Genomic DNA, 15,193 nt, shown 5'->3' on the forward strand with positions numbered 1-15,193 from the left:
TGGTAAAATAGAGTATTAAGTAAACGTTAAAAAGGAATATTATGCGTAAAGAAATTGCACCTGAATTATACAATTACAATAAATTCCCTGGTCCTGAATTTCATCTATCTGGAGAAAAAGTTGAGGCTGAAGGTTTTTCCTTTAATTTGGTTGAAAATAGTAAGGACGCTTTTGATGCAACAGCTTTTACTCAACGCTTTTCGGAAGTTCTAAACAAGTATGATTATATTGTAGGAGACTGTAGCAATGAGCAGTTGCGCTTGCGAGGATTCTACAAGAATGAGCGAGCTGAAGAATCTTTGGAGAAAATCAGTCGTTTACAAGATTACCTACTTGAGTATTGTAGCTATGGATGTGCCTACTTTGTCTTAGAAAATGAGATTCCTAAACGAGCACCATTTGACCAAAAAATGCGCAAGAGAGAAGAAGAGAAAGACAACCGTAAAGGGAAGAAGTCTTCTCAAAATAGGAAAAGAAATCATACGGACAAGAGAAATAGACGTCGTCGTAAAGAACAGAAATCCCAGAATGAAGAAAAGGGACAACGTCATTTCGTTATCCGTCAGAAAGATTAGAGAATAAGGAGAAAAGATGAAACCGTCGATTTATAGTTTAACACGCCAAGGTATGCAAGAATGGGTCTTGGAACAGGGCGAAAAGAAATTCCGTGCCGACCAAATTTGGGAATGGCTTTACCGTAAACGTGTTCAGACATTTGAAGAAATGACCAACTTATCAAAGGATTTAATTGCCAAGCTCAATGATCAATTTGTAGTCAATCCTTTGAAACAACGCATCGTTCAAGAGTCAGCTGACGGGACAGTTAAATATCTCTTTGAATTGCCAGATGGGATGCTGATTGAGACAGTTCTAATGCGTCAACATTATGGTTTGTCAGTCTGTGTAACAACTCAAGTAGGATGCAATATCGGTTGTACCTTCTGTGCATCAGGTTTGATCAAGAAGCAACGTGACCTCAATAACGGGGAAATCGTTGCCCAGATTATGTTGGTTCAAAAATATTTTGACGAACGTGGACAAGATGAACGTGTTAGCCATATCGTTGTTATGGGGATTGGAGAACCATTTGACAACTACAATAACGTTTTGAACTTTATCCGTACCATCAATGACGATAAGGGGATGGCTATCGGTGCTCGCCATATTACTGTATCAACTTCAGGTTTGGCTCACAAAATCCGTGAGTTTGCTAATGAAGGTGTGCAGGTCAACCTTGCTGTTTCTCTTCATGCACCAAACAATGAACTTCGTTCAAGTATTATGAAGATTAACCGTGCCTTTCCAATCGAAAAACTCTTTGCTGCTATCGAGTATTATATTGAAACAACTAACCGTCGCGTAACTTTTGAATATATCATGCTAAATGAAGTGAATGATGGAGTTGAACAAGCACTTGAGTTGGCTGAATTGCTGAAAAATATCAAGAAATTGTCTTATGTCAACTTGATTCCTTACAACCCAGTTAGTGAGCATGATCAATATAGTCGTAGTCCCAAAGAGCGCGTGATGGCTTTCTATGATACCCTTAAGAAAAAAGGCATCAACTGTGTTGTTCGTCAGGAACACGGTACTGATATCGATGCAGCATGTGGACAATTGCGTTCAAATACCATGAAACGTGATCGCCAAAAAGCAGTAGCTGAAGTAAATCCATAAGATGAAACGAAAAAAATTATTAAGCTTGGGAGTCGTACTATACAGTCTTTGTATCGTCTGTTTTTGCTTTACTCCCCAGCCTCAACTTCCTACAGGAGTGGAAACTCCAGGTATTCAAACTTTTGGACGCCTGGTTTTTCTTTTGACCCCTTTTAACTCCCTTTGGAATCTGGGAGAAGTAACCAGCTTTTTACAGCTGTTTTGGATATTTTTACAAAATGCCTTAAATATCCTCTTGCTTTTCCCATTAATTTTCCAGCTTCTCTATCTTATACCTGCTCTAAGAAAAACGAAGAAAGTAATTTTGTTTAGCTTTTTATTGAGCTTGAGCATCGAGTGTACACAACTAGTTTTAGACTTTTTCTTTGATTTTAACCGGGTATTTGAGATTGATGATTTATGGACCAATACTTTGGGTGGCTACCTGGCTTGGGTCCTTTATAAACTACTACATAGAAACAAGATAAGGAATAAGAATGAGTATCTTAGAAGTTAAGAATTTGAGTCACGGTTTTGGAGACCGTGCGATTTTTGAAGACGTGTCTTTCCGTCTCCTCAAGGGTGAACACATCGGCTTAGTCGGTGCCAATGGTGAGGGGAAATCAACCTTTATGAGCATCGTGACTGGTAAAATGCTACCTGATGAAGGTAAGGTGGAATGGTCTAAATACGTGACAGCAGGTTACCTGGACCAGCATGCTGTGCTCAAAGAAGGTCAAACCGTACGTGATGTTCTTCGTACTGCCTTTGACGAATTATTCAAAGCCGAAGCTCGCATCAATGACCTTTACATGGAAATGGCAGAAGAAGGTGCAGATATCGAAGCTCTGATGGAAGAAGTTGGCGAACTTCAGGACCGTTTGGAAAGCCGTGACTTTTACACCTTGGATGCTAAGATTGACGAAGTCGCGCGTGCTCTTGGTGTCATGGATTATGGTATGGATACGGACGTAACCGCCTTGTCAGGTGGACAAAGAACCAAGGTTCTCTTAGCCAAACTCCTTCTTGAAAAGCCAGATATCTTGCTGCTTGACGAGCCTACTAACTATCTCGATGCCGAACATATTGACTGGCTCAAGCGCTATCTCCAAAACTATGAGAATGCCTTTGTTCTTATTTCGCATGATATTCCTTTCCTAAATGATGTGATCAATATCGTCTATCATGTAGAAAATCAACAGTTGACACGCTATTCAGGCGATTACTACCAGTTCCAAGAAGTCTATGCCATGAAGAAATCGCAACTGGAAGCAGCCTATGAGCGTCAACAGAAAGAAATTGCGGATCTCAAGGACTTTGTGGCTCGAAACAAAGCACGTGTTGCAACTCGTAACATGGCCATGTCTCGTCAGAAAAAATTGGACAAGATGGATATCATCGAACTTCAAAGTGAGAAACCAAAGCCATCCTTTGAATTCAAAACGGCTCGTACACCTGGACGCTTTATCTTCCAAGCCAAGGACTTGCAGATTGGGTATGACCGTCCCCTTACTAAACCATTAAATCTTACCTTTGAGCGCAATCAAAAGGTTGCCATCATTGGTGCTAACGGTATCGGGAAAACAACCCTCTTGAAGTCTCTTTTGGGGATTATTCCTCCAATTGCTGGGGAGGTTGAACGTGGGGACTATCTAGAACTCGGCTACTTTGAGCAAGAAGTGGAAGGTGGAAATCGCCAGACACCACTGGAAGCAGTTTGGAATGCCTTTCCGGCGCTCAATCAAGCAGAAGTCCGTGCAGCTCTTGCCCGCTGTGGTTTGACGACTAAACACATTGAAAGTCAGATTCAAGTCTTGTCAGGTGGAGAGCAAGCCAAGGTGCGTTTCTGTCTCTTGATGAACCGTGAGAACAATGTCCTTGTTCTTGACGAGCCAACCAACCACTTGGATGTGGATGCCAAGGACGAGCTCAAACGTGCTTTGAAAGAATACAAGGGTTCTATCCTCATGGTTTGTCACGAACCTGATTTTTATGAAGGCTGGATGGATCAAATCTGGGATTTCAATGAACTAACATAAATAGCCAAAAAAAGCCAAGTCTATGTGACTTGGTTTTTTACGAGGATTGCAACTAGTAGAAGTCATACTGCTATCTCCTAGTTTTTGTATCAAAAATAACTAATTGGTTTGATTTCCCACGATTTCATCCTCTTCAAAGTGTCCCACACCATCTTCAACAACAAATGGGCAAGTAACTTTCTTTTTTATTCCATTTTCATCATAGGAACAAGTGATGTTATAGATTCCATCGGAAAATGAATTTTTTGGTAAAGATAAGATTTTTTCCTTAAAGGCATCCACAGGACTAGCATTTTCTGCCTTTATATTCGAAAGGTCACAATCAATATCGAGAGTAAGACCCTTGTTTTTCATGAGATCTTTTGTTGTAATATTATAAAAGCCAGCTGCGTCAGAATCTCCTTTTTCCCGATTGCTGACAGCCTGCGCCATAATTGCCACATAGTAGTTTTCGATAGGATATTTTCCAAATTTAAAACTAGAAGTTATTGGTGTCGCAAAGAGTTTATCTATTTTTTCAGCAGTAGCATTTTTGATACTGTCTTCTTCTTGTTGGAAATTTGGCCTTTCTTTGTATACATCTAGTAAGAAACTGAATTCATCTTGTTTGACAGTAGTAAATAGTGCCTTTTCTTTGTCGTTAAGAAGTGTTTCAAGATCTGTTCCTGAAAGAAGAAAGAAATTTGATAAATGTTTTCCGCTCGTTCCATGAATTTGTGCAGTAGTAGTTTCTTTTAAAATAGTTCCATCTGATAATTTTTCTGTATATGTCAGCTTGTAGGCTGTTCCATAAAATGCTTCAATCTCTCTGTGTTTATCAACTACTTCAACCTTTCCTTTAAGCCCAAGTGATTGAAATTCTTCAGCGAAAGAAGGAGTAGTGTGTTTAGTAGTGTGTTTAATTGATGGAGAAGTGATTATAACTAGTGCTATGATAGTGAGAAAAATGATCATCCCCCCAAAGATAAAGCCAGCTATGGTAGCATTATCTTTTTCTTGCCCTAGCTTTATTGTCTGATAAATAGCAATCATGATAATGATAGAGTATACAATACTTGCGCAAACCAGTACGGGATAATTATCAATGTAATTAAGTGGAGCTCCCTTGAAACCTATTATTTGCATGAAAAATCCAATTGTAGCTAGGACTAACTGTATTGTAGAAGATTTTTGAATAAACGCATTATCTTCAAAGGAGGCTTTTAATTTTGAAATATCTCTAAACATAAAAATATTTCCTAGCACAATTGCCCCATATGAAAAGATAAGTTCTTTCCCCATGGATATAAAAGCAAAACCTCCGGAATCATAAGTAATCGAATAAGCATAATTAAAGATAAAGTATCCTATCATGATAAGACTGAGCCGAGCTACACTAATTTTATATGGTTTCATAGGAGAACCTCCTCGTTACTATTGACCAAATTATATCATATTTGAAACAAAAAAGAGAACGTTTACATAAAAGTGTAAATAAAAAAAGATAGGCCGAATGACCTATCTTTTTTTAATAGTTTAGATATTGTTCAATTTCGGATTTTTGGATTTCTTTACCGTAGTGACAAATCGGACAAGAAACGAAATAAGTTTTACCATAAGGAAAGAGTGGAATCCAATAAAGTGTAAACTTACGTCCATATTCCGTAATTTCCCAAGTATCAACATTGTTACAATGGCCACATTCGATAGTAGTCTGTGTATGTCCCAACACTTTTTGGTAACCTTTTGACCCCCAAAATAGAATCATTTTTACATCTCCTTATAATTAATGATGTTATTGTTTACTGAAATCGTAGTCTTTAACAATTTCGATACTATCGATAGTGATAGCAGTAGTTGGTTTGTCTTTTTCGTCTTTTTCAGCCTTGGCGATTTTATCGACTACGTCCATCCCATCGATCACTTGTCCAAAGACGGGGTGTTTCCCATCAAGAGTTGGATTTCCACCTTCTTTGTAGGCTTCGATAATTTTCTTAGGATAGCTACTTGTAGGAAGTTTAGATGAATAGTCTGTTGTACTTTGGTTAATGAAGAATTGGCTACCATTTGAATTTGGTTGACCAGTATTGGCCATAGATAGAGAACCACGGATATTATAGAGATATGGAGAAATTTCGTTTTTGAAACCTGTTCCCTTGTCCTTGGTTTTATCCTTATCATGCCAGATAGATTCACCACCTGTTCCATCTCCCTTAGGATCCCCAGTTTGTACCATAAAGCCGTCAATTACACGGTGGAAAGTCACACCATTGTAGTAACCTTCTTTAGCATGAGTAAGGAAGTTTTCGACCGCAAGTGGAGCTAACTTAGGAAAGAGTTTGATACGAATATCACCTTGACTTGTGTGAAGGATAGCTTCAGCCTCATCTTCAGCTACTTCCTTAGAAAGTTGAGGGAAGTTAGCATTTTCGTTTGTTAAGGCGTCTTTCAAATCTTTTTCTGCTTGGGCAGCAGCTTTCGAACTCTCTTCAGCAGCAATTTTAGAATCCACGTAATCATCACCACGAAGTGCACGTTGGATGCTTGTGCATCCACCAAGAGCAAAAGTTGAAATGAGTAGTAGTGTAGCTAATTTTTTCATATTAGTCCTTTCAAAAATCATTTTTACTATTGTACCGTAAAAGAAAGGGGATTTCAAATTTTCAATTAAGAATATTTATCTAACACATGTAACTTTATAGCTTTACTTACTCCATTTTGTTCATTAGAGTCAGTAACTGCTTTTGCACAAGTTTTGACATCTCTAGGAGCATTCCCCATGGCTATACCTAGCCCTGCGGTTTCAATCATGGGAATATCATTATAATTGTCACCGAGAGTCATAATTGAGGTAAGGGGAAGTTGATAGTAATTTGCTAATTCTAACAGAGCTTGTTTTTTGGATACTTGATTATGTGTAACTTCTAGATAGTTATCTTTAGAGAGATAGAAGTCGGTTTGAGGGAAATCTATTGAGGATAAGGTTTTTTGAAGTTTCTGTATGGTATCCGTATTATCTATCAGCAAAAGTTTATGAACAAGAGTTTTCTCGTCTCTTATAAAATCTGCTAAAGATGTAACTTTTGGACTTTCTCCAGTAATAGTTGCTTCGATTTCTACCCATTCATCAATAGTATTCACAAGCCAATCTTTTCCAGAATAAACATTTATAGAAACTGTCGGGAATTCTTTTTTCAAAAAGTCATGAAGTAAGAGCAATTCGCTTTTATCAATAGAATACTGACTTAGGATTTTATCTCCTAAACTGATGAGTGCTCCATTATAGCAGGCAATAGGAAAGTCGGTGATGCCAAGTTCTTTAGAAATTGGAGCTATACCGAGAGGAGATCTAGCAGAAGCTAGAACAAAAGGAATATTACATTGTTTTAAAAGTGGCATCAGTTCTATCAAATGAGAATCTAATTGGTGATTTTTATCCAGAATAGTGCCGTCAATATCACTCATAATTAATTTAATTCTTGACATATTTTGCTCCTTTTTAAAAGAGGATCGTTGTTCTACCATCTAAAGATTCTTGTATTTCTACATCAGGCTCTTTATCTGTAATCCAGTAATCAAAATCAGCTAGTTCAGAAAGTATAAAATGAGAGTGTTTGTTTATCTTTCCTGTTTCAGCTAGCAAAACACGAATAGCACTTGTTTTAAATGCTCTTTTTTTCATGAGAACATCTTCTTGATCCTCAAAGCTAACTTGCCCGTCTGAAAGACTAGCAGCGCCAAAAAATGCTACATCAAATCTAATTCCCTCTAAAGTATTGGATTCTTCTAGTGAATAATAAAAACGATTCTGTCTATGAAATTTTCCACCGAGAATATGAAAATCGACATTTTCATTATTTCCTAAGATAAGTGCGTTATCTAATGAATGACTGAAAATAGTAACTTTTTTATCTATAATTTTTGCTAACTCAAGTATAGTGGTTGAAACATCAAAGAATATCAGTTGTGAATCGGAAATGAGTTGGGTAGCTAAATGAGCAATTTTCGCTTTTTCTTTAGAAGACTGTTCTGCTCGACCTTGAAAACCAAGAATTACTTGTTTTTTTATTGGCAACAAACCTCCGTGAGTTCGTTGCGCTCGCTTTTCCTTTGCAAGAATGGAAAAATCTCTCCGGATAGTATCCTTGGATACTTGGAAATAGTCAACCATTTCTCTTGCCGATAGACTTCCTCTATCTTCTAAAAGTTTTATGATTTCTTCTAATCTTTGTGCTTGGTACATAGGAATTCCTCCTTTTTTTAATACTATACTCTTTTTATAAGTATTTGTCAATAATTGTAATGATTTGTAAGTATTTTAAAAAATTACAAAAAAATCAACCAGTATTGGTTGATTAAAGATTCTTTTTAGGATGGCGGTCAATGATTACTTGATGATCCTTGAGTGCCTGTTCTCCTTTGGGAGTTAGTTTATAGCAACGGATAGAGAAGCGGTTAGCTAATTCTTCTTCTGAAAAATGATCATGAAGTGCTTGATTCAATTCGGTGGCCTTCATCTTGGAGAGTCCAGTAACACCCTTCTTTTTAAGGATACTCTTTTTCATAGTAGCATTTAGATGGTAAAGCGAGTCAAAGGCGGTTTCGATAATAGCATATTCTTTTTCAACAAGCGTATCTAAATGTTTTGGGATATCAATGCCATAAGAATTACTATATTTTAAAAGAGTATATTTTCTAAGGATTTTTCTTTCGGCTTCAATTCCTAATGAATCAATGAATTTAATACTAGGTCTCGAAAAGAATTATGCTTCCTCTTTCTGTCTGAGTTCAAAGAGGTCTTCTACTTTCAGATTAAAAACTTGAGCAATTTTAAGAGCCATTTCCAGTGAAGGATTGTAACGGTTATTTTCCAAGTGCAGAATTGTCTCGCGTCGCATGCCGATAAGGTCGGCTAACTCCTGCTGGGTCATGCCTGTGGACTCACGAATTGATTTGAGATTAGTAATAATATTGCTTTCTTTGGCCATGCTTATCCTCTACGTTCTAAGATAACATAGACAACCGCAAAGATGCAAATTAAGGCAGCTATGCTAATAAATATTTGGCCCATGTAAAGAGTGAGAGACCCCATATACCCAATGATAACTGCTAGGATCATCAGTGCGCCTAGTATAAAAACAAACATCAAGCTAGCTGCCTTGGCTAAATTAGCATAAAAGCGTTCGTCCGGAGTTTCCTTGACATTTTTCAAACAGAAAAAACCAAATACAATCACTTCAATAACGAGGCCAATTCCCAAAATCCATTCTTTAATACCAGAACTTACGCTTGGGGTCGCAAGCCAAATCCCTACTGTATAAAAAATGCTAGCTGCAAAAATAAGTATCGAGTAAAGCTTTGCAGACAAGTCAAAAATAATCTTCCCCTTATCTTTCTGACTCTTATGAGGCCGTGGTTTCATATGTAGCCAGCTCCAAATAGCTATAATTTGACCTGACACTGAAATACCAACAATAACTAACTTGGGTTCCCAATTAAGATTAGAACCAAATAAAACAATAAAATCAATAAAGAGAGCTACGGCAATCATTGCAATGAGGCCACGCATTTTTTGACTTTTTTTCATGATAGACTCCTTTTTTTGTGTTATAAATATATAACATTTAAATGTTATGTTATAAATATATCACACTTAAATTTAGAAAGCAAGAATTTTATGTGTCAATGTGGCAATTATTTGAAAAAATTTTTTAATTAAAGACCTTGCTAGTCAAACAACTAAAGAATTCTTTGAAACAATGCATCGGATTTGGTTTGGATAGTTTTGTTAATAATATTTGATGATAAAGAATATTTGGAAAATCTAGATACTGTATGAAACTCTACTTTTTTATTAGGCTGTTATAAAGTCTATCAGAAAAAGCTTTGTAGGTGTAGAAGTTAATTTTTTCTTTCTAATTTATCCCTATTAGTCTAAAAAATTTAAAAATATTTAAAGTCTGTCAAGTTTTTTTCTTGACACCTCTCAGAAATCTGTTATAATAGAACATGTGCTAAATAGCTTAGCTATTTCACCGAAATAAAAAATAAAAGAAAAGAGATATTAAAAATGGCAGTAAAAATCCGTTTGACTCGTATGGGTTCTAAGAAAAAACCTTTCTACCGTATTAACGTAGCAGATTCACGTTCACCACGTGACGGACGTTTCATCGAAACAGTTGGAACTTACAACCCACTTGTTGAAGAAAATCAAGTAACTTTGAAAGAAGACCGTATTTTGGCATGGTTGGCTGACGGAGCTCAACCTTCAGATACAGTTCGCAACATCCTTTCAAAAGAAGGTGTATTGAAGAAATTCCACGATTCTAAATTCTCAAAATAAGTTTAAAGTAGGTTGACAGATGGATACGATTGAAAATCTCATTATTGCAATTGTGAAACCCTTGATTTCACAACCAGATGCCTTAACTATCAAGATTGAAGATACACCAGAATTTTTGGAATATCATTTGGATCTTGACCAGAGCGATGTGGGTCGTGTAATCGGTCGTAAGGGTCGCACTATTTCTGCGATAAGAACGATTGTCTACTCTGTCCCAACTGAAGACAAAAAAGTAAGAATCGTTATTGACGAAAAATAAGAAAAGCGGGACATAGTCTCGCTTTTTTTGCAAGGAGAAGGAATGAGAGATTTAACAGTTAGACAACTAGAGGAATACTTACTTGACCATTATCAACAATCTAGGACAGAAGAAGGACTCTTTATAAAACTAGTTGAAGAAGTTGGAGAAGTCGCTGAGGTTTTAAATGGACGTTCCGGTAGAAAAGAGGGTGTCCAAGATTCAAACGAGGAATTGGCAAAGGAGTTGGCAGATATCATTCACTATACAGTGGCAATTGCAGCTATCAACGATATTGACCTAACGAAGACCATTTTTGAAAAAGACAAGAAGGCAGCCATCAAGTATCAGCATGAACAAGATTTGGAAGGCTTTTTAGCAAGAAACCATCCATAGTTGCTCTTTTCTCCAACTTGTGAAAATCCCTATAACATGATAAAATAAAGGGAGAAACAGATACAGGAGATCAGATGAACTACTTTAATGTTGGGAAAATTGTCAATACCCAAGGCTTGCAAGGTGAGATGCGAGTCTTGTCTGTGACGGATTTTGCTGAAGAACGCTTTAAAAAAGGGGCAGAGCTTGCCTTATTTGATGAAAAAGATCAATTTGTGCGAACAGTGGTCATTGCAAGCCACCGTAAACATAAAAACTTCGATATCATCAAGTTTAAAGATATGTACCATATCAATGATATCGAAAAATATAAGGGGCACAGTCTGAAGGTTGCTGAGGAGAATCTCAATGACCTCGATGAAGGTGAGTTTTACTACCACGAGATTATCGGTTTAGAAGTCTATGAGGGAGATAACTTGATTGGAACCATCAAGGAAATCCTTCAGCCAGGCGCCAATGATGTCTGGGTAGTCAAACGAAAAGGCAAACGAGACTTACTCTTACCTTATATCCCGCCTGTAGTTCTCAATATAGATATTCCTAATAACCGTGTGGATGTTGAACTCTTAGAAGGGTTAGACGATGAAGATTGATATTTTAACTCTCTTTCCAGAAATGTTCACACCCTTAGAACATTCCATCGTTGGCAAGGCTCGTGAAAAAGGACTCTTAGATATCCACTATCATAATTTTCGTGACTACGCTGAAAAGGCCCGTCATGTGGATGATGAACCTTACGGAGGTGGTCAAGGGATGCTCCTTAGAGCCCAACCCATCTTTGACGCCTTTGATGCCATTGAAAAAAAGAACCCGCGCGTGATTCTCTTAGACCCTGCTGGGAAACAGTTCGATCAGGCTTACGCTGAGGATTTGGCGCAAGAAGAAGAGCTTATCTTCATCTGTGGTCACTACGAAGGCTATGATGAGCGTATTAAGACCTTGGTAACCGATGAGATATCTCTTGGAGATTATGTCTTGACTGGTGGAGAACTAGCAGCGATGACCATGATTGATGCGACTGTTCGCTTGATTCCAGAAGTTATTGGGAAGGAAGCAAGTCACCAAGATGATAGCTTTTCATCAGGACTCTTGGAATATCCTCAGTACACAAGACCTTACGATTATCGTGGAATGCTAGTTCCAGATGTTCTTATGAGTGGACACCATGAAAACATACGTCAGTGGCGACTCTATGAGAGCCTCAAGAAAACCTACCAACGTAGACCTGATTTGCTGGACAACTATGAATTGACAGCAGAAGAAGAAAAAATGTTAGCAGAAATTAAAGAAAATAACAATTAAAAGGAGAAAACTATGCAAGTAATCAAACGTGATGGACAAGTCGCTGATTTTGATCCAGATAAAATCTACCAAGCTATCCTTAAGGCAGCTCAAACAGTCTATGTATTGACTGACGATTTGCGCCAAAACCTAGCCCAAGTCACTAAAAAGGTTGTATTGGATTTGGAAGAAGCAAAAGTAGAACGTGCAACTATCAGTATGATTCAATCAATGGTTGAGCATCGCTTACTAGGTGCAGGGTATATCACTATTGCAGAACACTATATCTCTTACCGTTTGCAACGTGATTTGGAGAGAAGTGGTTACGGCGACCACATTGCTGTTCACCTTCATTTTGAACAAATTCGCTAAGATAAAAAGAGTGAGATGATAGAAGCATCTCACTCTTTCTTAAATCTTCTTTTTTGAGCAGTTTGGATAGTAGAGGGAACGAAAGTTACTCTTCGAATATCCGACACTCGAATAATACGGCTAACGTTTTTTGCGAAATTTTTAACGATAATTTGTTGGCGCTCAGTATCATACTTGATAATATCGCCTGTAAAACTCGTTTCCGCAAAGATGATATGTACAGCCTTTTTTTGGGCTTGGGCTTCTTCAAGTCTAGCAATTAGGGGATCGCTTTTTTCAGGAATGGAATCTTCATGTCCATTGACAAAATCATGGACTTTTTGTACAGCCTGTTTTAATAAATCTTTCATTCCGGCCTCCCTTCTTTACATCATTATATAAAAATTTTATGAAATCTACAAGATTTTTCGAATAATCAATTGAGAACAAAAAGGAGAAGAACATGGCAGAATTTACATTTGAAATCGAAGAACACTTACTCACTCTATCTGAAAACGAAAAAGGATGGACCAAAGAAATCAATCGTGTCAGCTTTAATGGTGCACCAGCAAAGTTTGACATTCGAAGCTGGAGTCCCGACCACACCAAGATGGGGAAAGGAATTACCCTCTCAAATGAAGAATTTCAAATCATGGTGGATGCTTTTAAGAATCAATAAACTTTCATCTAAGATTCATTAAAAAGAGGCTAGGGAAATTCCCGGCCTCTTTTATTTGCTTGAAAAATAAGCTTGTGTACGAAGACGTTGGAGTAGTGGTCGGCTGATGAAGCTAATGGCTACAATTTTGGCAAGATCAGGTATGATAAAGGGAATAACACCGACAGCCAGTGCTTTATCAAAAGGCATTCCAGCTAAGAAGTGAAGACTGAGAATACCGCCGACAAAAACAAGTGAATCTCCCAAGAGATTTGCAAAGAAAATACGTAGGACACCACTATTGGTGTGAATGAGATAGGAAGCAAGCCCTGCATAGACAAGGTCGAACCAAAGATAACCAGCGCTTGGTCCAACTAAAACATGAAATCCAGCTCCACCGTTAGCAAAGACCGGAAGGCCAATAGCACCAAGTAAGAGATAGAGTCCGACAGAGAGAACAGCTTCCCTTGGTCTAAAAACAGTAGCGATGAGTCCAATAGCAAAGTTTTGCAGAGTGAAAGGAACTGGACCAATCGGCATACTAATTTGTGCTAATACTGCAATCAGTGCAGCCCCGATAGCTGGGATAGCGTAAATGTGTGCTTTTTTCAAAATAGTTAACCTCTTCTATAAATTATAGTAACTATTATACTGGATGAGACAAAATTGTCAACCTATTTTAAAATAAAAGGTTACAAATTTGTAACGGCCGATTTAAACAAAAAAGAGACCAAGAGGTCTCTTTGGGGGATTAACGCATAGTCACAAACTCTTCTGAACCAGTTGGATGGATAGCGACGGTTGCATCAAAGTCTGCTTTTGTAGCTCCCATCTTGATAGCAACTGCGAAACCTTGAATCATTTCATCGACGCCATAGCCGATACCATGAAGACCAACAACCTTTTCGTCTGCACCAGCTGTTACGAGCTTGAAGCGAGCTTCTTGACGGTGACTAGTAACTGCAGAATACATAGATGCAAATTTTGAAGTGTAGACTTTAACGTTTTCTTGGCCGTACTCTTTGATAGCTTCTTCCTCAGTCAGACCGACTGTTCCGATTGCTGGGTGTGAGAAAACTACAGTTGGAATAGTCGTGTAGTCCATTTTAGCATTGGTTTTACCGTTGAAAAGTCTTTCGGATAGGGTACGACCAGCCTTGATAGCAACGGGAGTTAGTTCCTTTTCACCTGTGACATCTCCAAGAGCGTAGATTCCGTCAACGACTGTGTTCTGGTATTCATCAACCTGGATAAAGCCGCGTTCATTGAGGGTGACACCAGCTTTTTCGAGTTGAAGTCCTTCAACATTTGGACGGCGACCAGTTGCCCAGATAACTTGACTGGCAGTATGAGTGCTGCCATCTTCGAAATGAATGGTAATACCTTGTTCAGTTTCTTCAAGTTTAGCTGGAACCTTATGGGTGTGGAGGTTTAATCCAGTATTTTCCATTTCTTGAACTAGACTCTCAACGATATAGCTATCAAATCCACGTAGTGGACGTTCACGACGTACAAAAAGGTCAGTCTTTACTCCAAGTGTATGGAGTACACCAGCTAGTTCGACGGCAATGTAACCAGCACCTAGAATAGCTACCGATTCAGGCAACTCTTCCCAGGCGAAGACATCATCTGAGCTACCACCTAGTTCAGCACCAGGAATAGCAGGGATATGAGGATGAGCTCCAGTCGCAATCACAATATGCTTAGCGCTGATCAATTCGCCATTAACACTGACAGTATGAGCATCAACGAACTCAGCACGTCCTTCAATTAAATCAACTCCGTTACGCTTAAAGCTTCCATCGTAAGACGAGCGAGCACGGTCAATGTAGGCTTCGCGATTCTTACGAAGTGTTGCAAAATTAAATTCGTTATTAGTGCTTGTGAAACCATAGTCAGGTCCATATTTGTGGATACTCTCTGCAATTTGGGCTCCATACCACATGATTTTTTTAGGGACACAGCCGAGGTTGACACAAGTGCCACCTAATTTCTTTTCCTCAATAACTGCAGCTTTAGCACCATGTTCGCCAGCACGATTCATGGTAGCAATTCCCCCGCTACCTCCACCAATGGCAATAATGTCATATTCTCTCATAAGAAAGCTCCTTTAGTTGTTTTCTAGTCATATTCTATCTTTTTTTGAAAGTCAATGCAAAAATCTGCTACGCTTAAATTTCTTAAGAAAATGCTTGCAAAAATAAAAAAGAAGTTGTATTATATAACTAACACAACAATAAAAGATTTGGCAA

The 15,193-nt window shown here is 38.1% G+C and carries 22 protein-coding genes; 11 read left to right on the plus strand and 11 right to left on the minus strand.

The window, feature by feature from the left end:
- Positions 1 to 41: 41 nt before the first annotated feature.
- Genes HW271_RS03120 through HW271_RS03135 form a run of 4 tightly spaced genes read left to right on the plus strand, consistent with a single transcriptional unit; the run spans position 42 to position 3,695 of the window.
- A complete protein-coding gene (locus HW271_RS03120) occupies positions 42 to 575 on the plus strand; it encodes a YutD family protein (protein WP_178894807.1) in 534 nt (177 codons plus the stop codon).
- 16 nt (positions 576 to 591) lie between these two features.
- A complete protein-coding gene (gene rlmN, locus HW271_RS03125) occupies positions 592 to 1,677 on the plus strand; it encodes a 23S rRNA (adenine(2503)-C(2))-methyltransferase RlmN (RefSeq protein WP_000804756.1) in 1,086 nt (361 codons plus the stop codon).
- A gap of 1 nt (position 1,678) precedes the next feature.
- On the plus strand, positions 1,679 to 2,173 hold the full coding sequence (locus tag HW271_RS03130; protein WP_178894808.1) for a VanZ family protein: 495 nt from the start codon (positions 1,679 to 1,681) through the stop codon (positions 2,171 to 2,173).
- Positions 2,154 to 3,695, plus strand: coding sequence for an ABC-F family ATP-binding cassette domain-containing protein (locus HW271_RS03135; protein ID WP_178894809.1), 1,542 nt, complete (start codon positions 2,154 to 2,156; stop codon positions 3,693 to 3,695). Before HW271_RS03130 ends, HW271_RS03135 begins: the two co-directional genes overlap by 20 nt.
- 99 nt (positions 3,696 to 3,794) lie before the next feature.
- Here the strand turns inward: HW271_RS03135 and HW271_RS03140 are convergent, their stop codons facing one another.
- The 8 genes from HW271_RS03140 to HW271_RS03175 form a co-directional block, all read right to left on the minus strand.
- Positions 3,795 to 5,090, minus strand: a complete 1,296-nt coding sequence (locus HW271_RS03140; protein ID WP_178894810.1) for a hypothetical protein — start codon at positions 5,088 to 5,090, stop codon at positions 3,795 to 3,797.
- Between the two features lie 112 nt (positions 5,091 to 5,202).
- Positions 5,203 to 5,442: a zinc-ribbon domain-containing protein gene (locus HW271_RS03145; RefSeq protein WP_004253050.1), complete on the minus strand. Its 240-nt coding sequence runs from the start codon at positions 5,440 to 5,442 to the stop codon at positions 5,203 to 5,205.
- Between the two features lie 27 nt (positions 5,443 to 5,469).
- Positions 5,470 to 6,276: a peptidylprolyl isomerase gene (locus HW271_RS03150; protein ID WP_004253053.1), complete on the minus strand. Its 807-nt coding sequence runs from the start codon at positions 6,274 to 6,276 to the stop codon at positions 5,470 to 5,472.
- Between the two features lie 65 nt (positions 6,277 to 6,341).
- Complete coding sequence (locus HW271_RS03155) at positions 6,342 to 7,160, minus strand: HAD family hydrolase (RefSeq protein WP_178894811.1); 819 nt, start codon at positions 7,158 to 7,160, stop codon at positions 6,342 to 6,344.
- Between the two features lie 13 nt (positions 7,161 to 7,173).
- A complete protein-coding gene (locus HW271_RS03160) occupies positions 7,174 to 7,917 on the minus strand; it encodes a DeoR/GlpR family DNA-binding transcription regulator (RefSeq protein WP_049494601.1) in 744 nt (247 codons plus the stop codon).
- 112 nt (positions 7,918 to 8,029) lie between these two features.
- Positions 8,030 to 8,239: a hypothetical protein gene (locus HW271_RS03165; RefSeq protein WP_259274724.1), complete on the minus strand. Its 210-nt coding sequence runs from the start codon at positions 8,237 to 8,239 to the stop codon at positions 8,030 to 8,032.
- A 198-nt stretch (positions 8,240 to 8,437) separates the two neighbouring features.
- Positions 8,438 to 8,662, minus strand: a complete 225-nt coding sequence (locus tag HW271_RS03170) for a helix-turn-helix transcriptional regulator (protein ID WP_178894812.1) — start codon at positions 8,660 to 8,662, stop codon at positions 8,438 to 8,440.
- A 2-nt stretch (positions 8,663 to 8,664) separates the two neighbouring features.
- Complete coding sequence (locus HW271_RS03175; RefSeq protein WP_178894813.1) at positions 8,665 to 9,261, minus strand: DUF3796 domain-containing protein; 597 nt, start codon at positions 9,259 to 9,261, stop codon at positions 8,665 to 8,667.
- Between the two features lie 483 nt (positions 9,262 to 9,744).
- Here HW271_RS03175 and rpsP point away from each other — a divergent pair, with 483 nt between their 5' ends.
- The 6 genes from rpsP to HW271_RS03205 all read left to right on the plus strand — a co-directional run bounded on the left by rpsP (position 9,745) and on the right by HW271_RS03205 (position 12,304).
- Entirely contained in the window at positions 9,745 to 10,017 is a 273-nt protein-coding gene (rpsP, locus tag HW271_RS03180; RefSeq protein ID WP_004253064.1) for a 30S ribosomal protein S16, read from the plus strand.
- A 19-nt stretch (positions 10,018 to 10,036) separates the two neighbouring features.
- Complete coding sequence (kphA, locus tag HW271_RS03185; RefSeq protein WP_000379617.1) at positions 10,037 to 10,276, plus strand: RNA-binding protein KphA; 240 nt, start codon at positions 10,037 to 10,039, stop codon at positions 10,274 to 10,276.
- 42 nt (positions 10,277 to 10,318) lie between these two features.
- Complete coding sequence (locus HW271_RS03190; RefSeq protein ID WP_178894814.1) at positions 10,319 to 10,651, plus strand: MazG nucleotide pyrophosphohydrolase domain-containing protein; 333 nt, start codon at positions 10,319 to 10,321, stop codon at positions 10,649 to 10,651.
- Between the two features lie 74 nt (positions 10,652 to 10,725).
- A complete protein-coding gene (rimM, locus tag HW271_RS03195) occupies positions 10,726 to 11,244 on the plus strand; it encodes a ribosome maturation factor RimM (RefSeq protein WP_178894815.1) in 519 nt (172 codons plus the stop codon).
- Positions 11,234 to 11,953: a tRNA (guanosine(37)-N1)-methyltransferase TrmD gene (gene trmD / locus HW271_RS03200; protein WP_178894816.1), complete on the plus strand. Its 720-nt coding sequence runs from the start codon at positions 11,234 to 11,236 to the stop codon at positions 11,951 to 11,953. Before rimM ends, trmD begins: the two co-directional genes overlap by 11 nt.
- 12 nt (positions 11,954 to 11,965) lie before the next feature.
- Complete coding sequence (locus HW271_RS03205) at positions 11,966 to 12,304, plus strand: ATP cone domain-containing protein (RefSeq protein ID WP_004253071.1); 339 nt, start codon at positions 11,966 to 11,968, stop codon at positions 12,302 to 12,304.
- A 29-nt stretch (positions 12,305 to 12,333) separates the two neighbouring features.
- On the opposite strand, the gene HW271_RS03210 is transcribed toward HW271_RS03205, so the two are convergent.
- Positions 12,334 to 12,654, minus strand: coding sequence for a hypothetical protein (locus HW271_RS03210; RefSeq protein WP_178894817.1), 321 nt, complete (start codon positions 12,652 to 12,654; stop codon positions 12,334 to 12,336).
- Between the two features lie 92 nt (positions 12,655 to 12,746).
- Between HW271_RS03210 and HW271_RS03215 the strand changes: the two genes are divergently transcribed.
- Entirely contained in the window at positions 12,747 to 12,962 is a 216-nt protein-coding gene (locus HW271_RS03215) for a YdbC family protein (protein WP_004253080.1), read from the plus strand.
- 51 nt (positions 12,963 to 13,013) lie between these two features.
- Here the strand turns inward: HW271_RS03215 and HW271_RS03220 are convergent, their stop codons facing one another.
- A complete protein-coding gene (locus tag HW271_RS03220; protein WP_004253081.1) occupies positions 13,014 to 13,553 on the minus strand; it encodes a biotin transporter BioY in 540 nt (179 codons plus the stop codon).
- A 139-nt stretch (positions 13,554 to 13,692) separates the two neighbouring features.
- Positions 13,693 to 15,039 (minus strand): glutathione-disulfide reductase, encoded by a 1,347-nt coding sequence (gor, locus tag HW271_RS03225; RefSeq protein WP_178894818.1) that lies wholly within the window; start codon positions 15,037 to 15,039, stop codon positions 13,693 to 13,695.
- Between the last annotated feature and the right edge of the window lie 154 nt (positions 15,040 to 15,193).

Source organism: Streptococcus sp. oral taxon 061 (genome assembly GCF_013394695.1).
Taxonomy (GTDB): domain Bacteria; phylum Bacillota; class Bacilli; order Lactobacillales; family Streptococcaceae; genus Streptococcus.